This is a genomic window from Paraburkholderia sp. J11-2, assembly GCF_905220185.1.
GTDB lineage: Bacteria > Pseudomonadota > Gammaproteobacteria > Burkholderiales > Burkholderiaceae > Paraburkholderia.
The window spans coordinates 118,539-142,305 of sequence record NZ_CAJMYY010000015.1 but is presented as its reverse complement, the minus strand read 5'-3'; the positions used below and the strand labels follow the sequence as shown (position 1 = coordinate 142,305).

Sequence of the window (23,767 nt, the reverse complement as noted above, 5' to 3'; positions counted from 1 at the left end):
TTATTGCGCTGCGGAGGCGGCAGGCGCAGCCGAGGCACCGCTTGCACCCGCTGCGGGCCCGGACGCGGCGCTGGCAGCGTTCGCATTGCCCGAGGCAGTTGCCATGTCGGCCGAAGGCGCGCCCGGCGGCGGCGGCGGCGGCAGTTGCGCCGCGACCGGCTTGACCTGCGCACCCGGCTTGACCTTGTCGGTGCCTTGCACGATCACGCGGTCACCGGCCTGCAGGCCGCTCTCCACGACCCAGTCCTGGCCCTGCGCGCCCGACGTAACGATCGGATGCGGCACGACCTTGTTGTCCTGGTCGACGACGAGCACCGACGCCTGGCCCTTCTGGTCGTGCTGCACACCAACCTGCGGCACGAGGAACGCATTGTTGTTGATGCCTTCTTCGATGCGCGCCCGCACGAACATGCCGGGCAACAGCACGCGGTCGGCGTTCGGGAACAGCGCGCGAACCGTCACCGAGCCGGTGGTCTGGTCGACCGTGACGTCGCTGAACTGGAGCTTGCCCTTCTGTGCGTACACGCGGCCGTCTTCGAGCACGAGCGACACCTTCGCGGCGTTCGGGCCATTGGTCGCGAGGCGCCCTTCCTGAATCGCGCGGCGCAGCTTCAGGCCGTCGAGACTCGATTGCGTAACGTCGACGTACATCGGGTCGAGTTGCTGAACCGTCGACATGAGCGTCGCAGCGCTCGCCTGCACGTAGGCGCCCGGCGTGACCTGCGAGATGCCGACCTGGCCCGTGACCGGCGAAACGACGTCGGTATAGCCCAGGTTGATCTGCGCCGTATCGACGGCAGCCTTGCCGGAGGCGACGTCCGCTGCCGCCTGGCCCTGCGCGGAAACGGCGTTGTCGTAGTCCTGCTTGCTCACGGCGTTGGCCTGCACCAGCACCTTGTAGCGCGCAACCAGCGCGTTCTGCGTGACGAGGTTGGCCTGGGCCTTCGCGAGCGTGGCCTTGGCGGTGTTCAGCGCAGCGATATACGGCGCGGGGTCGATCTTGTAGAGCCGCTGGCCGGCCTTCACGATCGCGCCTTCGGTGAACTCGCGGCGCAGCACGATGCCGTCGACCCGTGCGCGCACTTGCGCGACGAGGAAGGCACTGGTGCGGCCGGGAAGCTCGGAGACGACCGGCACGGCGGTCGGCTGGACGGTAATGACACCCACTTCGGGGGTTTGCGGCGGCGGCGCCGACTGCTTTTGCCCGCAGGCTGCGAGCACGATGGCAGCCGTCGCGACACTGATTAGGCGGAATGGAACCCGTTCGACGCGCATGGAGCGACCTCTGTCTATAACTGACAATAAAAGCGTGCGGCGTCCTGCAACGAGGAGGACGACCACGCACGCCAGCATCTGGCAAATACCTGACGGATAAACCCGGTACTTCTTTTAGAAAGGCGCGTTCCGGTCTGCACATCCGTCCGGGCGATACTGCTGCGCGCCACCCACGGGGCGTCGCGCATTGGGGTTTCTACGACCACTTGGCCAGTGACGGATATTAACCGGACATCACCACTTGAGGCACCCAGGTGGTGGGGTGCTATTATAGATACATTCGCGAATGAATGTAAAAGGACGTTACATAACCGTTGGACGGCGCTGCAGGTGCGATCCGCGCATCAGATCCATATTACAAATCAATACATTACGGTTCGCACCCCAAATACATTTGTTCACCCGTAACCCTCAGCAACACACCGACTTCAAAACATGGTCCGCCGAACGAAAGAGGAAGCGCTGGAGACGCGCAACCGGATCCTCGACGCCGCCGAACACGTCTTTTACGAGAAGGGCGTGTCGCGCACATCGCTCGCCGACATCGCCCAGACCGCGGGCGTGACGCGCGGCGCGATCTACTGGCATTTCGAGAACAAGGGCGACCTGTTTACGGCCATGTTCGACCGCGTGGTCCTGCCGCTCGACGAACTGAAGGTGGCGTCGACGGACCCCGGCGAGCCCGACCCGCTCGGCCGCATGCGCGATCTTTGCATTTTGTGTCTGCGCAACACGGCAACCGACGTGCGCCGCCGCCGCGTGTTCGAGATCCTGTTCCTGAAGTGCGAGTTCGTCGAGGAGATGGGGCCGGTGATGGCGCGCCATCAGACCGACATGCGCGAGGGTCTCGCGAGCATCGAGCAAGGGTTGCGCAATGCAATATCGAAGGGCCAGTTGCCCGCCGACCTCGACCCCAAGCGCGCCTCGCGCGTGCTCCATTCGTTCATTGGCGGCGCGCTGCGCGACATGGCGATCCTGCCGGACGTGTTCGACGTGGCGAGCAACGCCGAACTGCACGTCGACGCGATGCTCGACGCGCTGCGCTACAGCCAGTCGCTGCGCACGGGCGCGAGCGAATCGAACACCTGAATCCTCCTGCGCGCGCAGCGCCCGGATCGATCAAGGCGGCCCGCTGACGAGGCCGCCTTTTTCTTGCCCGCTCAGGCCGGCACGCGATTCGCGCGGGCCCGCTGATTCGATGCGTAGATGTTGTCGCGCGCGAGCGGCACGCCTGCCTTGACGGCGGCAAGCCAGGCATCCGTGGTCACGACCGCCGCGAAGCGCGTGTGCATCACCACGCTGAACGCGCGGTGAATGTCCTCGGCGCTAACCGTTCCCGCCTCGTTCGCATACGGCACCGAACCCGTCGCATCGGCGAGAAACTCCACGGCGAGACCCGCGTGGGTCGCCTCGAACACCGTCGAGGCATCGCAGTTGTGCGTCATGTAGCCGGCCACCGTAAGCGTGTCGATGCCACGTTCAGCGAGCCACACTTTCAGATCGGTGCCTGCGAAGGCGCTCGGCAGCGATTTTTCGACGTGGTGATCGCGCTCGCGCGAAGCCACGACCGGATGCAGATCGGCGCCCACGCTGCCGCGCGCGAAGAGCGGCGAGTCCGCCGGAGCGAGATTCTGCACCACCACGATGGGCACGCCTGCCGCGCGCGCGGCGTCCATCGCGCGGCCGATATTGGCGAGCGACGTCTCGACGGGGGGAAATTCGATCGGCAGATCGCCGCTGACATATTCGTTCTGCACGTCGATGACGACGAGCGCCCGGCGCGGATTCGCGGACATGGCCATGCCTCCTGAGATTGAAAGGAACCGACCGGTCCGAAGACGCAAAGTCGATGGCGCGATTGTGGCGCTGAGCCCGCTCACGCGACAGTGGCCCGAATGACAACTTTCGCTAGAATCGGGCCATTCACCTTCGGGGCTCGCCATGGCCACTGCTGCTCGTCAGACTCCTTCGCCCGCCCCGCTGCGCGTCGCCGTGATCGCCTTCGACCGCATCAGCCCGTTTCATCTTTCCGTGCCTTGCGTCGTGTTCGGCGAGGACCGCAGCGAAGGCGGCGTGCCGCCGTTCGAACTTGCCGTTTGCGCGGCGGAGCCCGGCACGCTCACGACCACGGCGGGCTTCACGATCGGCGCGCCGCAGGGGCTCGAGGGGCTGCGCGGCGCGGACGTGATCGTCGTGCCGAGCTGGCGCGACACCCACGAAGCGCCGAGCGCCGCGCTTTGCGAGGCGCTGCGCGAAGCGCACGCGAGCGGCGCGATCCTCGTCGGACTTTGCCTCGGCGCTTATGTGCTCGCGCATGCGGGCCTGCTGGACGACCGGCCAGGCACCACACACTGGGCCGCCGCCGACGATTTCGCGCAACGGTTTCCGGCCGTGCGCTTCGATCCCGGCGTGCTTTATATCGACGACGGCGACCTGCTCACCTCGGCGGGCACGGCGGCGGGACTCGACTGCTGCCTGCATCTCATGCGGCGCCTGTGCGGCTCGAACGCCGCGAACTATGTGGCCCGCCGGCTCGTCGTGCCGCCGCATCGCCAGGGCAACCAGGCGCAGTACGTGCAGCAGCCACTCGCGGCGGCCGGGCGCGGCGACCGCCTGCCGGGCCTGCTCGACTGGATTCGCGCTCACCTCGACGCGCCCCACACACTTGACTCGCTCGCGCAGCGCGCGCTGATGAGCCGGCGCACCTTCACGCGCCAGTTCCGCTTGACGACGGGGTCGACAGTGAGCGCCTGGCTGCTCGGCGAGCGCCTCGCACGCGCGCAGCAATTGCTCGAAAGCACCGATCATCCGATCGACGCGATCGCCCAGCGCGCGGGCTTCGGCTCGGCCGCGTCGCTGCGGCAGCATTTCGTGGAGGCGTTCAGGATTTCGCCGTCGGCGTGGCGGCGGGAGTTTCGGGGGGATTGAGCGATTCGACGGGCGGCGCAATGGGGGTGCAACTCGGGCGCGCCGCCCGCCGCCAGCTTCAGGTCGCGGTAAACCAGCGCGCCGCATAAAGCAGCAACGCGACGAAAAAGATCATCGCTGCCCACGCCCAGTACGGCATGGCATGCGGCGGCGGCTCATGATGGAGCGTGCTTGCCGCACGCCCCGAGAGCGTCCCGCCCGCATGGTGCTGAGGCAGGATATGCGCGCGCCTCGCGAGCCCCGCGAGGTTGATCGGCCGCAGGAACACGTGTTGCCGGCGCGGCTGCTCGCCCGCCACGCGGTTGGGCGCCCGGCCGTGCTTGGCCGCGACCACGGCGCAGAACTCCGTGAAGAAGTCGTCGGCGAGTTCGTGCAGGGCGTTTTCGATCTGCCGCGGCGGCAGCTCGGAAAGCGGCCCCGTGAGCGTGGCCCACACCGAATAGTCGATCCGTGTGCTCACGTCCTTGCCCGTACCCGGCTCCTTCGCCGTGGCGCGCTCTTCCGGGCGCAGTGCGACGTCGATCTGTCCGCGCAGCGAGCCGATCCCGTCCGCGCGGGCCCGAAAACTCAGCACGCGCCGAGGCGTGAGCGGCACTTGCGCCGTGTCATTGGCAATGTGAGCACGCACTTCGTAACGTGCGCGCAGCGGCCCGAGCGGCACCGTGAGCGTGATTGCATATTCGCCGGGGCCGAGCCGCCGGAAGGACTCGCAATGCTCCATGCTCGCGCGCACGAGCGCCACGTCCTGCAACGCCGCCCAGACGGCGTCGGGTTCGAGCGGAATTCTCAGCGCATCTTTCAGTTCCATGGCGGCTCCCCCTTTGCAAGCTACCGGGCCAGGTCAAGAGGTCTGGTCGATCCGGTCCACGCGAGTCGCGTAAAACGCCAGATAGCCCTTGATGCCGCGCGCGTCGTCCAGCGGCGCTTCGTAGCTCCAGGCCGCCTCTTCGACGCACCCGTCTTCGGTACGCAAATGGAAATACGTCGCCTCGCCCTTGAACGGGCAATGCGAGGTGTGTCCGGAGCGTTCGAGTCGCGCCATATTCACATCGGCGCGCGGAAAGTAGTAGACGTCGGGGTAGCCGGTTTCGCAAAGGGTGATGGCGTGCAACGTGTCGGCAATGGTGATGCCGCCATGAATCACGCGCACGCGGTGACGGTTCGCGACTAGGTCGATGCGATGGGCCGCATCCGGTTCGACCGCCATGTTCGGCTCCCCTGTTGGTAGGCGGCGCCTGCGTGGCGCCCCGCCTCGGCTTCATTATCGGCCAAACTCGGCGAGGCTGCGTGAATCTTATGTGCGGCGCGCGTGCGGCAGCGCCCCAACGCGCGCCTGTACCCTGCCCGGCTTACCAGATGAAAGCCGCCCGCGCGCTGCCGTTCGAGCCCACCGTCACGGCGCTCGTCTTGTCGACGCCCGCATGGCTCACATGCACGCTGTAGCGCCCCGGACGCACCCTGACGAGCATATAAGGCCCGCGTGAAGTCGTATCGAGGACGCTCGCGCCATGCGAATCGGTGATCTGCACGCGCACGTCCGCGACATACTCGCCGCTGCGCTGGGTGAAACGCAACGCAAGCGGCCATTGGCGCTCGGCGCCAAGCAGCGCCTTCGATTCGTCGAGACCCACGCCGCCGGAGACGTACGATACGTCGCCCTGCTGCTGGACTTGCGGCATGCCGCCGCCGTTGGTGTTGCCGGCGCTCGTGTTGTCGGTGGTCGTGCCGCCGACCGTGCCCGACGCCTCGGCTTGCTGGGCCGCCGCGCCGCCCGCGTAGCCAAACGCCAGGGTGGCCGCGAGGATCGTCGCATAAGCGGTGGCATGGACGGGGCGCGAGTTGTGGAAACGCTTCATCGATCGCTCCTTTCAGGTTGTCCGATGTAACGCTTGCGCAAGGCGCATGCCCGATGCATACCCGGCGGCAGGCGCAGGCGCTTTCTGGGCGCCCAAAAACGCCGCTGCCGCCGTGGCCAAAGGCCAACGGCGGCAGCGCGGGAACAACGTCATGAAACCTGCTCTCGCCGCGAATCCGGCGCACGGAGCCGGATTCGCGGCAGCAGGGATCAGCCGAGATCGACGGGCACGAAAATCTGTGCGTCGTCTCGCTGGATCAGGAGTGCAATGCTGTTGCCAGCTTTCGAAACCATTTGCTTGAGTTGATCGGCGCTCGTCACCGGGCGGCCATTCACGGCGAGAATCACGTCGCCGGGCTGCACGCCCGCGTTTTCGGCGGCGCCGCCCGACTGCTCGACGAGCAGGCCGTGATCGAGCGAGCCGTTGCTCTTCTCTTCCGGCGTGAGCGGGCGCACCGCGACGCCGAGGCGTCCCTGCATCTGCGCTTGCGGTGCGTCGTTCGACGCGACCTTCGCGTCGCCCAGCGCGCCGATGGTCGCCGTGAGGTCCTTCGTGCTCTTGTCGCGCCACACCTGCACATCGGCCTTCGTGCCCGGCTTCATGCCCGCGATGAGCGCCGGCAGATCCGACGAATCGTCCACCGACTGGCCGTTCACGGACAGGATCACGTCGCCGGGCTTCAGGCCCGCCTTCGCAGCCGGACCGCTCGCGTCGACCGAACTGACCAGCGCGCCGCGCGGCTTGTCCATGCCGAACGAGTTGGCAAGCGTCTGGTTCATCGACTGCACCGCTACACCGAGACGCCCACGGCTCACGTGGCCGGTCTTGACGAGTTCGTCCTTGACCTTGATCGCCTCATTGATTGGGATTGCGAACGAAAGGCCCTGGAAACCGCCCGTCTGCGAGTAGATCATCGAGTTGATGCCGATTACTTCGCCCTGCAGATTAAACAGCGGGCCACCCGAATTGCCGGGGTTGACCGGCACATCGGTCTGGATGAACGGCGTGTAGTTCTCGTCAGGCAGCGAGCGCGACTTCGCGCTGATGATGCCCGAGGTCACGGTGTTGTCGAAGCCATACGGCGAGCCGATCGCCACCACCCACTGGCCAACCTTGCTCTGGCGCGGGTCGCCGATCTTCACGGTCGGCAGATCCTTGGCGTCGATCTTGAGCACGGCGACGTCCGACTGCTTGTCCGCGCCCACGACCTTCGCCTTGTATTCGCGCTTGTCGGTGAGCTTCACGGTCACGACGTTGGCGCCGTCCACGACGTGCGCGTTCGTGAGAATGTAGCCGTCGGCGCTGACGATGAAGCCCGAGCCGAGGCTCGCACTCGGCTGGTCCGCCTGCGGGCCGTTGTCGCCGCCGCCCATGCCGGGCGCACCGCCGTAGAAGTGCTTGAAGAACTGGTAGAACGGATCGCTCGGATCGATCGGCAGTTGCTGCGGGCCGCTGCCGCCACTGCGCAGCGCCGTTTGCTTCACGACGTGCTTCGCGCTAATGTTGACCACTGCGGGCCCGTAGGTTTCCACGAGACCCGAGAAGTCGGGAACGCCGGTCTTGGCGGCCGCTTCGGCGGGCATCATCGCCGCGGCCTGCGCCTGCGAAATCACCTGCGGGGCAGGCAGATCACGGTGCCCTGCTACGTAGCCCGCCGACAACGCGACGACCACGGCGGCTGCCACGGCACTGCGGGAAAGAACTTTTGTATTCATTGCGGACTCCTTGCGCGGGGTACTCATCACGACGTACGAAGAGTAAGCCGTGTCTCTTAAAGGAGTCTTAAGTACGCAGAAATCGCAATAATCGCGCAAACGCCCGCGTGGCGGGCATTTGCGGGTAACGAAAGCTCAGAACCGCACGTCCACGAGCAGGCCGCCGGCGGGCGAATCGCCGAGCGTGATGGTCGCGTCGTGCTGATCCGCGATGCGCCGCACGATAGCGAGCCCGAGGCCCGTGCCGGCGATATCGGTGCGCGCGCGGTTCACGCCCGCGCCCACGCGATAAAAGCGATCGAACACGCGCGCGCGTTCGTCCTCGGGGATGCCCGGTCCGCTGTCCGCGATGCGCACGCGCGCATGACCGTCCACGACGGCGAGGCTCACGTCCACGCGGCCGCCAGCAGGCGTGTATTTGGTGGCGTTGTCGAGCAGGTTGTTGAGCATCACGCGCAGTGCATCGGCGTCGCCATGCACGCTCGCCGCCACACTTTCCTCGATGCCGAGATCGACGCCGCGCTGCTGCGCAAGCGGCGCATAGTTGAGCACGCAATCATCGAGCAGTGCATGCAGGTCGACGCTCCGTGCGCGCGCATGACCGTCGGGTTCGGAACGCGCAAGCGCGAGCAGTTGCTCGGCAAGACGCGTGGCGCGCGTCACACCCGCTTGCAGGTCGGAGAGCGCTTCGCGGCGCGTTTCATCGTCCTTTGCGCGCGCAACGAGTTGCGCCTGGATCTGCACGGCCGCGAGCGGCGTGCGCAATTCGTGCGCGGCATCGGCAACGAAGGCCTTTTGCGTGTCGATGGCCTGCGCAAGGCGCTCGAGCAGCGCGTTCAACGCATGCACGAGCGGCGTGACTTCGCGCGGCAGACGCTCTTCGGGCAGCGGGTCGAGCGCTTCGGGGTGGCGCGTGTCGAGCGCGAGCGCAACGCGCGAGAGCGGCCTGAGCCCGCGCCCCACCACGATCCAGACGGCGGCGCCGAGAAACGGCAGCACCACGATGAGCGGCCAGAGCGTGCGCAACGCGACGTTCGCGGCGAGCCGGTTGCGCACGGAAACGGGCTGCGCGAGCTGCACGACATTGTCGCCGACGATGGCGCCGTACACGCGCCAGTCGCCACGATCGGTGCGCTCCGTCGAAAAGCCGAGTTCCGCGCGCGGCGCGAGCGGCGCGCGCGGATGCGAGTAGTACATGAGCACGCCATTGCGATTCCAGATCTGCAGCACGATGCCTTCGTCGCCGGTATCGCGCGAACTGAGGATCTCGTTGAATGGCTCGGAGGGCAGCGCCTCGGCGATTTCCTGCAGCTGGTAGTCGAACAGCTCGTTGGCCTCGGCGAGCGCCTGGCGATAGATCAGCCAGCCCGCGAGCCCCACGCCCGCAACGACGATCGCGAGCAGCCAGAACAGCAGTTGTCGTCGGATGGAACTCATCGGCTAAGTGGGTCTCCTGCGCGCGTCATGCGTCTTTGGCGATCATGTAGCCGAGGCCGCGCACGTTGCGGATCAGATCGGCCCCGAGCTTCTTGCGCAGCGCGTGGATATAAACCTCGACGGTATTGCTGCCGATCTCCTCGCCCCAACCGTACATCTTCTCCTCGAGCTGGGTTTTCGAGAGCACCGCGCCCGGGCGCGCGAGCAGCGCTTCGAGCAGCGCGAATTCGCGCGCCGAGAGCGCAACGGGCGAGCCGTCCTGCGTGACCTGGTGCGAGGCCGGATCGAGCGTGATCGAGCCGTGGCGGATGGTCGAGTCGCTGCGGCCCGACTGGCGGCGGATCAGCGCGCGCATGCGCGCGCCCAGTTCGTCGAGGTCGAACGGCTTGATGAGGTAGTCGTCCGCGCCGGCGTCGAGCCCCTTCACGCGATCGGCGACAGCGTCGCGCGCGGTGAGGATCAGCACGGGCAGCGCCGCGCCGCGCGCGCGCAGTGTGCGCAGCACGTCGAGGCCGTCACGGCGGGGCAATCCGAGATCGAGCAGCATGAGATCGTAGGAATCCGCGCTCGCGGCCGAGAGGGCGGCGTCGCCGTCCTCGACCCAGTCGACCGCAAAGCCTTCGCCGCGCAGCGCCTTGCGCACGCCTTCGGCGATCATGCGGTCATCTTCGACTAGCAGTATGCGCATCGTAATGTTGGCCGCACGGCGACGGCGCGTCGCGCAGCGTGAATGGATGACAGATGCGTGCATTCTAGCGCCTGAACAGGAGCGCGGCGCCGCTGCGGCGCGTAGCCGGTCGCGATGCATTGGCGCGCGTCGCGGGCGGTGTTTGAACCACGCCACGCAATGTGCGACGTTTTCTCGCCTGCAATGCGCGCACGCGGCGCGAGGTCTTTACAATGTGCGCTTTTGCGGCGCTTCACTCGTGATTCGGCCGCGATGCGCGCGAGCTGGCTTCGTGCAACGCTCACGCTAGCGCATCGCGCATGCACCACGAATCACACGCTGCCCTAATTTTCGCGCCCGCGCGCAGCACCGGCGAGTCCCCGCTTTCCGTGCGCCACGCCCGGCCCATGCACTGCCCCCGCACTCGCCCGAACGCTTTTCATGCTGCCCGCTTCGCTGTCCCGCCTACGCTCGTTGTTCCGACTGCCTGCCTCGCGCACCGACCGCACGCATTTCGCCGCCGCCACACCGCGCCAGCCTAAACCGCTCGCCCTCGCATTGGCCTGCGCCACGCTCGCCGCGAGCTTCGCCGCCGCGCCCGCCGCGTACGCGCAGCCCGAAGGCGCGCGCGTGCCCACGGTCAACGTGACCACCGTGCTGCCGCCCACCGTGATGGCGGGCCTCGAGCGCGCGCACGTGCCGCTCTCGTCGGTGAGCGTGGTGATCGAAAAGGTTGGCGACCGCCAGCCCAGCGTCGCCGTGAACGCCGGCCAGCCCATGATGCCCGCCTCGACGATGAAGCTCGTCACGACGTGGAGCGGCCTCGCGATGCTCGGTCCCGACTATCGCTGGAAAACGAGCGCCTACACCGACGGCGAAATCGATGCGGGCGGCACGCTGCACGGCAATCTCTATATCAAGGGCACCGGAGACCCGAAGCTCGTGCCCGAAGAGCTGATCGACCTCGTGCAGAAGATTCGCGCGGCGGGTGTCGCGCGCATCGACGGCGCGCTCGTGCTCGACAAGAGCGAATTCGATCCGTCCACGCGCGACCTGCCCTCGTTCGACGGCGACGATAGCGCGCCCTACAACGTCGGCCCCGATCCGCTGATGTACGCATTCAAGGCGGTCTCGTTCACGTTCTCGCCCTCGCGCGAAGGCGTATCGATCGACGTGGTGCCGCCCGTTGCGCAGTGGCAGATCGACAACCAGATCCGCGGGCGCGCCGGCGCGTGCGGCGGCATGCTGCCGAGCCCGCAGGTTTCGCCCGGCGGCAATGGCGTCGTCACCGCGAGCTTCGCCGGCAGCTACGCCATGCGCTGCGGCGAACGCACGCTCAACATGGCCGCGCCCGTGGACCACAGCACGTTCTTCGCCGACGGGTTCCTCGCGCTCTGGCAACAATCCGCGCAACAATCCGCACAACAAACCGGGCAGCAAATCGGACAGCAAGCGGGCGGCAGCCTGTTCGCCACGCCCGCCGGCACGGTGCGTGAAGGCGTCGTGCCGCCGCGCGCGCGTCTGCTCGCCGTGCACCAGAGCCCGCCGCTCGCGGACGTCGTGCACGACATCAACAAGTTCAGCAACAACGTGATGGCGCGCAATCTGTTCCTCACGCTCGGCGCGGTTGCTGCCAAACCGCCTTCAACCACGGCCAAGGCTGCCACGGCCGTCAACGCGTTCTTGCGGCGCAGCGGCCTGAACATGCCCGAACTCGTGCTCGACAATGGCTGCGGCCTCTCGCGCGAAGAGCACATCAGCGCGCTCTCGCTCGCGAATCTGCTGCAAAACGCCAACGCGAGCCCCGTTGCGCAGGTGTTCATCGACTCGCTGCCGATCGTCGGCGTGGACGGCACGATGCGCAACCGCCTCACCAACGCGGGCGTGGAAGGCAACGCGCATATCAAGACGGGCACCCTGCGCGACGTGCGCGCGATCGCCGGTTACGTGGCGGCCGAAAATGGCGAGAGCTGGATCGTGGTGAGCCTCATCAACGATCCGCGCGCCGAGGCCGCACGCGCCGCGCACGATGCGCTGCTCGAGTGGGTCTACAAGGGCATGCCCGAAGAGAAGCCCGTGTACGTCGAGCCGCATCCCAAGCGCGCGGCGAAGGCGTCGAAGGTCGCGAAAGCGTCGCACAAGGCTCCGGCCGGTCGGCGCGGCGCGCATTGATGCGGCGCTCAGCGCACGCAATTTGCGCACGGCGTGGCCACTGAGTGCACGCTGAGCGCACGCCGCGGACCTGTCCCCGCGTACCTTGTTCGAGCCCGACGCCCTGCGCCGGGCTCGAAGTTTTCCTCTAGCAAAGCGCCGCCCGTCCTGGGCGCGAGGCGTGTACCCTGACGGGCAAAGGCCGAAGGCGCGTCACAAAAATCTGTCAAACGCGTACGGCAATCGAGCCGCGCACGCACAAGAACGCGCATCAACGCGGCCGAAAAGACACGAGACTACAACCGCCGCGCTGCCAGCCAGCGCCGCCCACGGGACAAGGAGGACGACGTTCGTGCAGTTCGACGCGCAATGGCTGTTGCTCGCCCTCGCTCCCGTGTTTCTCGCCTGCATCGGCTGGGAAGCGTGGTACCTCTCCCGCACGCGGCCCCGTGCTGCATCGAACGACACCCCCGACAGCGCCCGCTACGCGTGGCCCGATACGCTGTGCAACGCCGCGCTCGCGCTCATGCATCAGGGCGCCGACAAACTGGCGTGGCTCGTTGCGATCCCCGTCTATGCCTATGTTTACCGGCACTTCCGGCTCGTTTCGTGGCAGCCCGGCCTCGTCGCGTGGTTCGCGCTCTTTGTCGCGCAGGACCTGCTCTACTGCGTCTTTCACCGCGCGAGCCATCGCGTGCGCTGGCTCTGGGCCGCGCACGTCGTCCACCATTCGTCGGAACGCCTGAACCTGTCGACGGCGTTTCGCCAGAGCCTCATGTATCCCGTTGCGGGCATGTGGGTGTTCTGGATTCCGCTCGCCATGCTCGGCTTCACACCGGAGCAGATCGTCGCGATCGTGCTCGTCAATCTCGCGTTCCAGTTCTTCGTGCACACGCAAGCGATAGGTCAGCCCGGCAAGCTCGGCTGGCTCGAATACGTGTTCAACACGCCGTCGATGCATCGCGTTCACCACGCGCGCAATGCACGCTATATCGATCGCAATTACGCCGGCGTGCTCGCGATCTGGGACCGCATGTTCGGCAGCTATGTCGAGGAAGACGCCCACGACGCGCCCGACTACGGCATCGTCAAGCCGCTCGCATCATGCAATCCGCTCAAGGCGACGTTTCACGAATGGCTCGCGATGGCGCGGGACTTCGCGCGCATGCCCGACTGGCGTTCGCGCGCAGCCGCCCTGTTCGCGCCGCCGGATTGGTGCGAGCGCCACGACGCGCTGCGTCTTGCAACCGTCATATCGGCAATATCGGCGACGGCGGGAACACCGCGCGGCGTGCCGGAAAACAACACCGAGGGTGAGTTCGGGTCGCGCAGTAGCTGAGAGATTGCGTAGTCTGTCGGCCTTGGCCCTCACCTGGAAGCAGCATGCAGGGGGTGCATGCAAGGCCGACTAACGAAAACAACATCGACAACGGGTGCACGTGCCGCGAGCCCCCGTTGCATGAGTAGGCAGGCATGGCATCAAAGGCCACACACAGAGGAGATGAAGTGAATATGAAGCATCAAGGACCGAGACACCGTACGCTGTTGCGCGCCACCCAGATCGCTGTTGCGAGCGCAGCCTTTGCGCTGCTCGCCGCCTGCGGTGGCAGCAGCGGAGGGGGCAACAACAACGCGAGCACGCCGCCGCCGTCGGGCGTCAACTTGCAGGTGGTGGCGTTCGGCACGAGCTTGACCGACGCGGGCACGTATTCGGAGCAGATTCTGCCGGGCTTCGGCGGCGGCCGCTTCACGACCAACCCGGGCGAAGTCTGGGCACAGCATGTGTCCGAGTACTTCGGCAACACGCTTTCGCCGGCCTTTGAAGGCGGCTTCGGTCTGCCGCTCACGGCAACGGGCGGGCTCGACTACGCGCAAGGCGGCGCGCTGGTGACGGGCGGCGGCGTGGCGAATACCAGCGCCGTGATCGCCGCTGCGAGCGAGCAACCGGTCGATTGGCAAGTTCAGCAGTATCTGGCGCAGCACGGCAGCTTCAACGCGGGTCAACTCGTGCTCGTGGAAGGCGGCGCGAATGAAATCCTGAACCTGCTGGACGTGCCGACAGGCGGCGGCCAGACGAACCTGGCCTTGTTCGGCGCCGCACTCGTTGCGAACAATTTCACGGCCACTGTCGCTGCGAACCAGACTGCCGCTGTCACGGCCCTGATGAGCGAAGGCTTCACGCAGGCTCAGGCTACGGCGCTCGTACCCGCGTACGTCGCGCTTGGGCTCGTGAAGGCAAATCAGTCCGCCTTCTCGTCCATCATCCCGGTCCTGACAGCAGCGGCCACATTGGGTGGCATCGTCCATGCGGAAATCGTTCCCGGCAATCCGAAGATCGCTGTCGCCCTGGTACCCGACATCGGCAAGACGCCTGCCGCGCTGAAGGCCGATGCGGCCATCGGCGCAACGCCCGGCTCCGCAAGCTCGGCTGACCAGGCACTCTCGCTCATTTCGGCGATGTACAACCTGACGCTGATTCAGGCGACCGCGGCCGACGTGCAGGCGAAGAAGGTCGTGCTGGTCGATACGTTCTCGTGGCTCGACCAGTCGGTCCAGAACGCGGCAAGCCTCGGCTTCACCGTGACGAATACGGACACGGCCTGCAACCTTACGGCCATGGCGACCAGCGCGACCAACTATGCGCTCGCCAACCCGCAGGCAACGCTCGGGCTGAACCCGGCCACGACGCCGCAAGCCACCATCAACGCCTACGCGCAGGCATACGGTCAGAGCTTCGGCAGCTCGCTGTTCTGCTCGCCGCAAACGCTGACGACGGCCAACGCGCCTACGACCTACATGTTCGCGGATCTCGTGCACCCGACCACGGCACTGCACCAGCAATTCGCGACGTTCGCCGAAACGCAGCTGGCTGCTGCGGGCATCGGCAAGGCGCCGTGATCAACCTCGTTTGAGCCTCGCGCACCGGATCTTCCGGTGCCAGAAAAAACACCCCACGGACCGTCAGGTTCGTGGGGTGTTTCTCATTGAACGCGGGCAAACGTGCTGAGCCCTACTGCCGCGCCTCGAACGCCGCCGCCGCCCGCCCCAACCGGTCATTGACGGCGATCCACTCGATCGTCTCGGGCAGCTTTTCGATGAGAATGCGCGAGACATTCGCGCGATCGAGTGCACGCAGCAAGCCATACAGCTCGCGCGCATATTCCTGCGGCTCTTCCGGCGCGGCGACGAAGTGCACGCCTGGCGCTTGCGCCCATGCACCCGCGCGCGAGGCGCGCGCCACCAGCGCCACCGTTTCGCCAGCATCGCGCGCGGCTGCGAGCAACGGCTCCAACGCCTCGAACGGCAGCAATGCGAGCGGCGTGCGCGGCGCGTAATGCGCCTTGAGCGTGCCCGAGGCGCGCGGCGCCGTGGCGTCTGAACCGTCGGGCAAGCGCGGCGCCTCGCCCAGCACGCGCGCGATATCGTGCGGCGTCACGTGGCCAGGCCGCAGCAACGCGGGAAAGCCGCGCGAGAGATCGAGAATCGTCGATTCGATTCCCACGTCGCACGCGCCGCCATCGAGCACATGCACGGCCGCGCCAAATTCGTCGCGCACGTGCTGCGCGGTAGTCGGACTCACGTGGCCGAAGCGGTTCGCCGAAGGCGCCGCCACGCCGCCATGGCCCCCGCGGCGCGCAGAAAACGCCGCCAGCAGCTGCTGCGCAACCGGATGCGACGGGCAGCGCAGCCCCACCGAGTCCTGGCCGCCGCTCACGGCGTCGGGAATGCGCTCGTGGCGTTTGACGATCAGCGTAAGCGGGCCGGGCCAGAAGGCATCGACGAGCTTTTGCGCCGCCTCGGGCCACTGCGCCGCCCAGTACGTCGGATCGCCGCCGGGCGGCAGATGCACGATAACCGGATGGTTCGCCGGCCGGCCCTTGGCTGCGTAGATACGCGCGACGGCTTCAGGGTTCGACGCGTCGCCGCCCAGGCCGTAGACGGTCTCCGTCGGGAACGCGACCAGTTCGCCCGCGTCGAGCAGCGCGGCGGCCGCTTCGATATCGGCGTCGGTCAAATTCGGCGTGCCTTCGTGCGGCCCGTTCTGCTGGTCAGACATGGCATTTCTCAACTTCGGGCCCAACCTCAGCTCGTGGCGATGTGCAGCAGGCGCGCGCAGTCGCGTGCGGCCGCACGCGCTTCGTCGAGCGTCGGCGCGGTGAAGTTCACGTGGCCCATCTTGCGACCCGCGCGCGCTTCTTCCTTACCGTACAGATGCAGGCGCGCGGCCGGCATCGCGGCCACCTGGTCCCACGGCGGCGTGACCGGCGCGGCGCCCTTCTGCGGCTTCGCCTCGCCCACGGCGCAGGGGAACCACACGTCGCCGAGAATGTTGAGCATCACGGCGGGCGAGTGCTGGCGCGTGTCGCCGAGCGGCATGGCCGTCATGGCGCGCACCTGCTGCTCGAACTGGCTCGTGGCGCATGCATCGGTCGTGTAGTGGCCGGAGTTGTGCGGGCGCGGCGCCATTTCGTTGGCGACGAGCGAGCCGTCTTCGAGGATGAAGAACTCCACGCACAGCACACCGACATAGCCTAGCTTCGCCGCGATCTGGATCGCGGCCTGCTGGGCCTGCTGCACGAGCGCCGGGCTCGCGTCCGGTGCGGGCACGATGGTGTGCGACAGCACGCCGTTGCGGTGCGTGTTCTGCGCGAGCGGATACACCACGGCCGCGCCGTTCGTGCCGCGTGCGATCAGCGCGCTCACCTCGAACTTCAGCGGCAGGCGCTTTTCCAGCACGCACGGCACGCCGCCGAGCGACGCATGCGCCTCGCGCACCTCCTCGGCGTTGCCCACGCGAATCTGGCCTTTGCCGTCGTAGCCCATGCGCGCGGTCTTGAGAATGCCCGGCAGCACGGCGGCGAGCGCCGCATCGTCGATGCCGGCAAGCGCCTGCGACGACTCGATCACCACGTGCGGCGCGACCGGCACGCCGGCCGCCGCGATAAAGCGCTTCTCGGCGATGCGGTCCTGCGCCACGGCAACGCAGCGCCCAGCCGGGCTCACGAAGGTCGACTTCGCGAGCGCGTCGAGGCTCGCCGCGGGCACGTTCTCGAACTCGGTCGAGACGGCCGCGCACAGGCGCGCGAGTTCGGTGAGCGCGGCTTCGTCGTCGTAGGCGGCGCAGATGTGGCGGTCGGCCACGGTGCCCGCGGGGCTCGTCGCGTCGGGATCGAGCACGGCGACGCGGTAGCCCATCGCCTGTGCGGCAAAGCAGAACATGCGGCCGAGCTGGCCGCCACCCACCATGCCCAGCCAGGCGCCGGGCAGGATCGGTGAAACCGGAGAGTTGTCAGGAGTCATCTTCGTGGTCGGCCGCGGGGTGGCCGCGGCGCGTGGGGCGATCAAAGCGGAACGATCAAAGCGGGGGCAGCACCATGGCGTGCGCCGCTTCGTTCTGGCGCACGCGGAACGCCGCGAGCTTGTTCGCATATTCGGCGTTCGTGACGCTCAGGATCGAGACGGCAAAGAGCGCCGCATTGGCCGCGCCCGCCTCGCCGATGGCGAAGGTCGCAACCGGCACGCCCTTGGGCATCTGCACGATCGAATGGAGCGAATCCACGCCCTTCAGGTACTTGCTGACCGCCGGCACGCCGAGCACGGGCACCGTGGTCTTGGCCGCCAGCATGCCCGGCAGATGCGCCGCGCCGCCAGCGCCCGCGATAATCGCGCGCAGGCCGCGCTCGCGCGCTTTTTCCGCGTACTCGAACATCTCGTCGGGCATGCGGTGCGCCGAGACCACCTTGGCCTCGTACGCGACGCCGAACTCCTGCAGGATCGCGACCGCGTGCTTCATCGTGTCCCAGTCGGAGCTGGAGCCCATCAACACGCCGACGAGCGGCGCCGCGTGCTGGTGAGCCGTCTGAACTTCGCTCATTGTGCTTCCTTCTTCCCTCTATTTACTTTTCGCGCACTCGCTTAGGCGAGCTTTTGACCCGTAAGACGCTCGAGCGCCTCCTGATACTTCGCCGACGTTTTTTCAATCACTTCGTCGGGCAGCTTCGGTGCCGGCGGCTCCTTCTTCCAGTCCTGGGTTTCGAGCCAGTCGCGCACGAACTGCTTGTCGAACGACGGCGGGTTCGAGCCCACCTGGTATTGGTCGGCCGGCCAGAAACGCGACGAGTCGGCGGTGAGCGCCTCGTCCATCAGATACAGCTGGCCGTGGTTGTCGAGACCGAATTCGAACTTCGTGTCGGCGATGATGATGCCGCGCGTGGCCGCGTAGTCGGCCGCTTCCTTGTACAGCTTGATCGAAATTTCTTTGATGGTGCGCGACAGCTCGGTGCCGATGCGGCGCTCCATTTCTTCGTACGTGATGTTCTCGTCGTGGTGGCCCATTTCGGCCTTCGCTGCCGGCGTGAAAATCGGCTCGGGCAGCTTCTGCGCGTTCTGCAGGCCCGGCGGCAGTTCCACGCCACACACGGCGCCCGTTGCCTGATAGTCCTTCCAGCCGCTGCCGGCCAGATAACCGCGCACCACGGCTTCGACGAGGATCGGCTCGAGGCGCTTCACCACGACGGCGCGGCCCTTGACCTGCTCGACTTCGTCGGCGGCCACAACGGTTTCAGGCACGACGCCCGTGAGGTGGTTCGGCACGACGTGCTTGAGCTTCTCGAACCAGAAATCGGCCATCTGGTTGAGCACCTCGCCCTTGCGCGGAATCGGCTCGCCCATGATGACGTCGAACGCCGACAGACGGTCGGTGGTGACGATCAGCAGCTTGTCGTTGCCCACGGCATAGTTGTCGCGGACCTTGCCGCGGCCGAGAAGCGGCAGCGAGCGGAGCGTGGATTCGTAAAGGGTAGACATCGTCGTGATTCGCTAAAAGGACAATCGAAACGGAAGGCGGGTTCGGTCCGGAATCGCGGTTGCAACCGCGCCAGGACAGCGTAAAACCGAAGGTATTGCGAGGGTAAACCAAAAACCGGCAAATTTCCCGGAAAAGCCCATCGCCGTTCCCCCAAAACAGGCGGAAACGGCGATGTTTTGTACAACTTCAGGCGGGGCCACCCAGGCGGGGCCGCCCAGGCGCCCCGCCGGATCCGGCCGGCGCGCCTGTCACAGAAGCCCGCTTAGCGAACGATCTGCGCGAGTTCGCCCGACTTGTACTTTTCGGCGATCTTGTCGAGCGAGACCGGCTTGATCTTGCCAGCCTGGCCTTCGCAGCCGAACGCGAGGAAGCGGTCCACGCACACCTTCTTCGCGGCTTCGCGAGCCGGCTTCAGGTAGTCGCGCGGGTCGAACTTCGACGGGTTTTGATACATATAGCGACGGATCGCGCCCGTGATCGCCAGACGCAGGTCGGTGTCGATGTTGATCTTGCGCACGCCATGACGGATGCCTTCCTGGATCTCTTCCACCGGCACGCCGTACGTTTCCTTCATGTCGCCGCCGAATTCGCGGATCTCGGCCAGCAGTTCCTGCGGCACCGACGACGAACCGTGCATCACGAGGTGCGTGTTCGGAATGCGCGCGTGGATTTCCTTGATGCGCTGGATCGACAGAATGTCGCCCGTGGGCTTCTTGGAGAACTTGTACGCGCCGTGCGAGGTGCCGATCGCGATGGCCAGTGCGTCGCACTGGGTCAGCTTCACGAAGTCGGCAGCCTGCTCCGGATCGGTCAGGAGCTGCTCGCGCGTCATGGTGCCTTCGGCGCCGTGACCGTCTTCCTTGTCGCCCTTCATCGTTTCCAGCGAACCGAGCACGCCCAGTTCCGCTTCGACCGTCACGCCGATCGAGTGCGCCATTTCCACGACCTTGCGCGAGACATCGACGTTGTACTCGTACGATGCGACCGTCTTGCCGTCGGCTTCGAGCGAGCCGTCCATCATCACGCTCGTGAAACCGCTGCGGATCGCGGCCATGCAAACCGCCGGCGACTGGCCGTGGTCCTGGTGCATCACGACCGGGATATGCGGATACGACTCGACTGCAGCTTCGATCAGGTGGCGCAGGAAGGGCTCACCCGCGTACTTACGCGCGCCGGCCGATGCCTGCATGATCACCGGCGAGCCCACCTGGTTCGCCGCTTCCATGATCGCCTGGACCTGTTCCAGGTTATTCACGTTGAACGCCGGCAGGCCATAACCGTGTTCAGCCGCGTGGTCGAGCAGTTGACGCATTGATACGAGAGGCATTGTTGCTACTCCTTTGATTTGAAACGAATTCTTCTGCCGCCGACTGTCTTGCGCAGCCGGTCGAGGGCGGCCTGGCAGCCGCCGCCCGCGTGACCTGCCGCGGGCTCGATGGCGTGATTTTATCGCGAAGCGGGTGCGTTCCCGGCGCCAGGCACGTAACTGGCATGAAAATGGCGTATCGGAGCGTCAAAACCGCGAGAAGGTGCAAAAAGAGTTGACAGCCCGCGCGCCGTTTCTACGGCGTACAGGCTGCAATTGCGGGGAAAAGACGTCTAAATGACACCGATTTAGCGCCGATCTGATACCAATGTGATACCAGTCGGCGCCAACGTGATTTATTTTCGGAAGTCTCGAAAATAAAGCGAAAAAAATCGCCGCGAGATTACAGCACCGCAGTTACAGCACCGCAGTTACAGCACATCTCCCACGCGCACGATCTTCAGCGTGTTCGTGCCGCCCGGCTGCCCCATCGGCTCGCCCACCGTCAGCACGACCATATCGCCGCGCGCTGCGTAGCCCTTGCTCACCACCACTTCGATGGCTTGCTGGAGCGCCGTGTCGCGGTCGCTGCTGGTATCCAGATGCAGCGGCGTGACATTGCGGTAGAGCGACATGGCGCGCTCGCTGCCTGCACGCGGCGTGAGCGCGAAGATCGGCACATGGGTCCAGTGACGCGACATCCACAGCGCGGTCGAACCCGATTCCGTGAGCGCGACGATCGCCTTCGCGCCCAGGTGGTAGGCCGTGAACAGCGCGCCCATGGCGATCGACTGGTCGATACGCGTGAAGGTGCGGTCGAGGAAGTCCTTGTCCAGTTCAGATTGCTCCGACTTTTCGGCTTCCAGACAGATCGCGGCCATCGCTTCGATGGTCTGCACCGGGTACTTGCCCGCCGCCGATTCGGCCGAGAGCATCACGGCGTCCGTGCCGTCGAGCACGGCGTTGGCGACGTCCGAGACTTCGGCGCGCGTGGGCACCGGCGCGTGGATCATCGACTCCATCATCTGCGTGGCCGTGATGACGAGCTTGTTCGAGTCGCGCGCCATGCGGATCATGCGTTTTTGCAGCGCCGGCACGGCGGCATTGCCCACCTCCACGGCCAGGTCGCCGCGGGCCACCATGATGCCGTCCGACGAATCGAGAATTTCCTGCAGCGCCGGAATGGCTTCGGCGCGCTCGATCTTCGCGATCATCTTCGGCTTGATGCCGTACGGCGCGCCCGCGATGTTCGCGAGCTGGCGCGCCATTTCCATGTCGGTGGCGTTCTTCGGGAACGACACGGCGACGAAGTCCGCGCCGAGCGACATGGCCGTGCGGATGTCTTCCATGTCCTTCGCGGTGAGCGCGGGCGCCGTGAGGCCGCCACCCTGGCGGTTGATGCCCTTGTTGTTCGACAGGTCGCCGCCCACACGCACGATGGTGTGGATCTCGCTGCCGATCACGCGCGCAACGTCGAGCACGATGAGGCCGTCGTTGAGCAGCAGGATGTCGCCCGGCTTCAGGTCGCGCGGCAGGTCCTTGTAGTCGAGACCGACGCGCTCGTCGTTGCCGAGTTCGCATTCGGCGTCGAGGATGAACGGCTGGCCCGGCTCGAGCGTCGTCTTGCCGTTCTCGAATTTGCCGACGCGAATCTTCGGGCCTTGCAGGTCCGCCATGATCGCAACTTCGCGGCCAGCCTGGCGGGCGCAGTCCCGCACCATTTCAGCACGCTGACGATGGTCGTCGGCGGTGCCGTGCGAGAAGTTGAGGCGCACCACGTCCAGTCCCGCGCGGATCATTTTCAGCAGGATGTCCGGCGTGCTGGAAGCCGGACCGATGGTGGCGACAATCTTGGTGGCGCGATGCATGAGTCTCCTCGTCTGGATAGGATCGCTGGGAAAACCGTTGCTGCGAGAAGTGCTGGCCGGTTGCGCCGCGGGTGCGGACGCGCCGGAACGCGCACCGGGTGAGCCCGGCGTCGCTTTCTTGGAGGGCGCTGCGGGGCTCACACGAGCCCCTGCGGCGCTTGCTACATGCGTAGTCGTATTCGGTTCGGGCGTGGCTGTGCGCCCGGTCGGATTCTGTGCGGCTGTCGATTCAGCGGTCGACTGCGTCGCCGCACAGTCCGTTTCAGCAGCGGCAGCGGCGGCGGGCGACGCGTGCGCCCGCGCCGTCTCTGTCTCTGCATGGGGCGCTGCGCGCCCCGTTTGTTTTGCTGCGGCCCCGGCTGCGCTGCGCGACTTCTGTGCGCCTGCACGAGGAAGTTTGCTCATGGCGGCGGCTTTCGCCGACTTCGCCGGGACTCGCGGCGCCACTTAACCAGCCGCCCGCGTTTCGAGCACTTCGACCGCCGGGAGCTTCTTGCCTTCGAGGAACTCGAGGAAGGCGCCGCCGCCGGTGGAGATATAGCTGACCTTGTCGGCAATGTTGTACTTCGCGATGGCCGCGAGCGTGTCGCCGCCGCCTGCGATCGAGAACGCGCCCGAGTTGGCGATGGCGTCCGCGAGCGTCTTCGTGCCGTTGCCGAACTGGTCGAACTCGAACACGCCGACCGGGCCGTTCCACACGATCGTGCCGGCCTGCGCGAGCTGCGCGGCGAGCGCGTTGGCGGTGACCGGGCCGATGTCGAGGATCATGTCGTCGTCGGCCACGTCGGCCACGTTCTTCGTCTCGGCCTTGGCCGTCGGCGAGAATTCCTTGGCGGTCACGACGTCGGTCGGGATCGGCACCGAGGCGCCGCGCGCACGCGCCGCTTCGATGATGGCCTTCGCGTCGTCGACGAGATCCACTTCAGCGAGCGACTTGCCGATCTTCAGGCCCGCCGCCAGCATGAACGTGTTGGCGATGCCGCCGCCCACGATCAGCTGGTCGACCTTCTCGGCGAGCGACTTGAGGATGGTGAGCTTGGTCGAGACCTTCGAGCCCGCCACGATCGCGACGAGCGGGCGCTTGGGCGCGCCAAGCGCCTTGCCGAGCGCGTCGAGTTCCGCTGCGAGCAGCGGGCCCGCGCAGGCCGTGGGCGCGTACTTCGCGATGCCGTAAGTCGTGGCTTCGGCGCGGTGGGCGGTGCCGAACGCGTCGTTCACGTAGATATCGCAGAGCTTCGCCATCTTTTGCGAAAGCTCGTCGGAGTTCTTCTTCTCGCCCTTGTTGACGCGGCAGTTTTCGAGCAGAACCACGTTGCCCGGCTCGACGTTCACGCCGTTTTCCACCCAGTTCGCAACCAGCGGCACGTCGCGGCCAAGCAGTTCTGCGAGGCGCTTCGCGACCGGTGCGAGGGAGTCTTCGGGCTTGAACTCGCCTTCGGTCGGGCGGCCCAGGTGCGAGGTGACCATGACGGCCGCACCGGCGTCGAGTGCGGCCTTGATGGCCGGCACGGAAGCGCGCACGCGGGTGTCTTCGGTGATGTTGCCGTTGTCGTCCTGCGGCACGTTCAGGTCGGCGCGGATGAATACGCGCTTGCCCTTCAATTTGCCTTCGGAGATCAGATCGGAAAGACGCAGAACCTTGTTCATGGGCATGTCATCTTGATGGTGGGAAGGCGGTGGCAAGGCGATGCGGCGCCGCGGGCCTGATTCTGGCGCGGCAAGACGTGCTCAACGGCACGGCGCGGGATCCGGTCTG

The 23,767-nt window shown here is 66.5% G+C and carries 20 protein-coding genes; 5 read left to right on the top strand and 15 right to left on the bottom strand.

Annotated features, from left to right (window positions below; translation table 11 throughout):
- Entirely contained in the window at positions 1 to 1,275 is a 1,275-nt protein-coding gene (locus U5A57_RS21925; RefSeq protein WP_321913760.1) for an efflux RND transporter periplasmic adaptor subunit, read from the bottom strand.
- 435 nt (positions 1,276 to 1,710) lie between these two features.
- Here U5A57_RS21925 and U5A57_RS21920 point away from each other — a divergent pair, with 435 nt between their 5' ends.
- Positions 1,711 to 2,364 (top strand): TetR family transcriptional regulator, encoded by a 654-nt coding sequence (locus U5A57_RS21920; protein ID WP_321913759.1) that lies wholly within the window; start codon positions 1,711 to 1,713, stop codon positions 2,362 to 2,364.
- 71 nt (positions 2,365 to 2,435) lie between these two features.
- Here U5A57_RS21920 and U5A57_RS21915 read toward each other — a convergent pair whose 3' ends face one another.
- A complete protein-coding gene (locus tag U5A57_RS21915) occupies positions 2,436 to 3,071 on the bottom strand; it encodes a cysteine hydrolase family protein (RefSeq protein WP_415765301.1) in 636 nt (211 codons plus the stop codon).
- 145 nt (positions 3,072 to 3,216) lie between these two features.
- Here U5A57_RS21915 and U5A57_RS21910 point away from each other — a divergent pair, with 145 nt between their 5' ends.
- Positions 3,217 to 4,203 carry a helix-turn-helix domain-containing protein gene (locus tag U5A57_RS21910; protein WP_321913757.1) on the top strand — a complete coding sequence of 329 codons (987 nt, stop codon included), beginning with the start codon at positions 3,217 to 3,219 and terminating at the stop codon, positions 4,201 to 4,203.
- A 58-nt stretch (positions 4,204 to 4,261) separates the two neighbouring features.
- Here U5A57_RS21910 and U5A57_RS21905 read toward each other — a convergent pair whose 3' ends face one another.
- From U5A57_RS21905 to U5A57_RS21880, 6 genes are all read right to left on the bottom strand, one after another.
- Complete coding sequence (locus U5A57_RS21905) at positions 4,262 to 5,011, bottom strand: CoxG family protein (RefSeq protein ID WP_321913756.1); 750 nt, start codon at positions 5,009 to 5,011, stop codon at positions 4,262 to 4,264.
- A gap of 33 nt (positions 5,012 to 5,044) precedes the next feature.
- Positions 5,045 to 5,410 carry a DUF427 domain-containing protein gene (locus tag U5A57_RS21900; protein ID WP_321913755.1) on the bottom strand — a complete coding sequence of 122 codons (366 nt, stop codon included), beginning with the start codon at positions 5,408 to 5,410 and terminating at the stop codon, positions 5,045 to 5,047.
- A 142-nt stretch (positions 5,411 to 5,552) separates the two neighbouring features.
- Positions 5,553 to 6,059, bottom strand: coding sequence for a carboxypeptidase regulatory-like domain-containing protein (locus tag U5A57_RS21895; protein WP_321913754.1), 507 nt, complete (start codon positions 6,057 to 6,059; stop codon positions 5,553 to 5,555).
- A 209-nt stretch (positions 6,060 to 6,268) separates the two neighbouring features.
- On the bottom strand, positions 6,269 to 7,774 hold the full coding sequence (locus tag U5A57_RS21890) for a DegQ family serine endoprotease (RefSeq protein ID WP_321913753.1): 1,506 nt from the start codon (positions 7,772 to 7,774) through the stop codon (positions 6,269 to 6,271).
- 135 nt (positions 7,775 to 7,909) lie between these two features.
- Positions 7,910 to 9,211 (bottom strand): ATP-binding protein, encoded by a 1,302-nt coding sequence (locus U5A57_RS21885; RefSeq protein WP_321913752.1) that lies wholly within the window; start codon positions 9,209 to 9,211, stop codon positions 7,910 to 7,912.
- A 25-nt stretch (positions 9,212 to 9,236) separates the two neighbouring features.
- Complete coding sequence (locus tag U5A57_RS21880) at positions 9,237 to 9,899, bottom strand: response regulator (protein WP_112173421.1); 663 nt, start codon at positions 9,897 to 9,899, stop codon at positions 9,237 to 9,239.
- A 420-nt stretch (positions 9,900 to 10,319) separates the two neighbouring features.
- Between U5A57_RS21880 and dacB the strand changes: the two genes are divergently transcribed.
- The 3 genes from dacB to U5A57_RS21865 all read left to right on the top strand — a co-directional run bounded on the left by dacB (position 10,320) and on the right by U5A57_RS21865 (position 14,927).
- On the top strand, positions 10,320 to 12,050 hold the full coding sequence (gene dacB / locus U5A57_RS21875; protein WP_321913751.1) for a D-alanyl-D-alanine carboxypeptidase/D-alanyl-D-alanine-endopeptidase: 1,731 nt from the start codon (positions 10,320 to 10,322) through the stop codon (positions 12,048 to 12,050).
- Positions 12,051 to 12,381: 331 nt separating this feature from the next.
- Positions 12,382 to 13,368, top strand: a complete 987-nt coding sequence (locus U5A57_RS21870) for a sterol desaturase family protein (protein ID WP_321913750.1) — start codon at positions 12,382 to 12,384, stop codon at positions 13,366 to 13,368.
- 173 nt (positions 13,369 to 13,541) lie between these two features.
- The gene (locus U5A57_RS21865; protein WP_321913749.1) at positions 13,542 to 14,927 is read left to right on the top strand and encodes an SGNH/GDSL hydrolase family protein; all 1,386 of its coding nucleotides are present in this window, start codon (positions 13,542 to 13,544) and stop codon (positions 14,925 to 14,927) included.
- Between the two features lie 112 nt (positions 14,928 to 15,039).
- Here the strand turns inward: U5A57_RS21865 and U5A57_RS21860 are convergent, their stop codons facing one another.
- The 7 genes from U5A57_RS21860 to U5A57_RS21830 all read right to left on the bottom strand — a co-directional run bounded on the left by U5A57_RS21860 (position 15,040) and on the right by U5A57_RS21830 (position 23,658).
- Positions 15,040 to 16,086: an L-threonylcarbamoyladenylate synthase gene (locus U5A57_RS21860; RefSeq protein ID WP_321913748.1), complete on the bottom strand. Its 1,047-nt coding sequence runs from the start codon at positions 16,084 to 16,086 to the stop codon at positions 15,040 to 15,042.
- Between the two features lie 26 nt (positions 16,087 to 16,112).
- On the bottom strand, positions 16,113 to 17,330 hold the full coding sequence (locus tag U5A57_RS21855; protein ID WP_321913747.1) for a 5-(carboxyamino)imidazole ribonucleotide synthase: 1,218 nt from the start codon (positions 17,328 to 17,330) through the stop codon (positions 16,113 to 16,115).
- 55 nt (positions 17,331 to 17,385) lie between these two features.
- The gene (gene purE, locus U5A57_RS21850; RefSeq protein WP_321913746.1) at positions 17,386 to 17,904 is read right to left on the bottom strand and encodes a 5-(carboxyamino)imidazole ribonucleotide mutase; all 519 of its coding nucleotides are present in this window, start codon (positions 17,902 to 17,904) and stop codon (positions 17,386 to 17,388) included.
- A gap of 41 nt (positions 17,905 to 17,945) precedes the next feature.
- On the bottom strand, positions 17,946 to 18,836 hold the full coding sequence (locus tag U5A57_RS21845; RefSeq protein WP_321913745.1) for a phosphoribosylaminoimidazolesuccinocarboxamide synthase: 891 nt from the start codon (positions 18,834 to 18,836) through the stop codon (positions 17,946 to 17,948).
- 263 nt (positions 18,837 to 19,099) lie between these two features.
- Positions 19,100 to 20,164 carry a class II fructose-bisphosphate aldolase gene (gene fba, locus U5A57_RS21840; protein WP_028211757.1) on the bottom strand — a complete coding sequence of 355 codons (1,065 nt, stop codon included), beginning with the start codon at positions 20,162 to 20,164 and terminating at the stop codon, positions 19,100 to 19,102.
- Between the two features lie 410 nt (positions 20,165 to 20,574).
- Positions 20,575 to 22,011, bottom strand: a complete 1,437-nt coding sequence (pyk, locus tag U5A57_RS21835) for a pyruvate kinase (RefSeq protein WP_321913744.1) — start codon at positions 22,009 to 22,011, stop codon at positions 20,575 to 20,577.
- A gap of 447 nt (positions 22,012 to 22,458) precedes the next feature.
- Positions 22,459 to 23,658: a phosphoglycerate kinase gene (locus U5A57_RS21830; protein ID WP_321913743.1), complete on the bottom strand. Its 1,200-nt coding sequence runs from the start codon at positions 23,656 to 23,658 to the stop codon at positions 22,459 to 22,461.
- Positions 23,659 to 23,767: the final 109 nt, after the last annotated feature.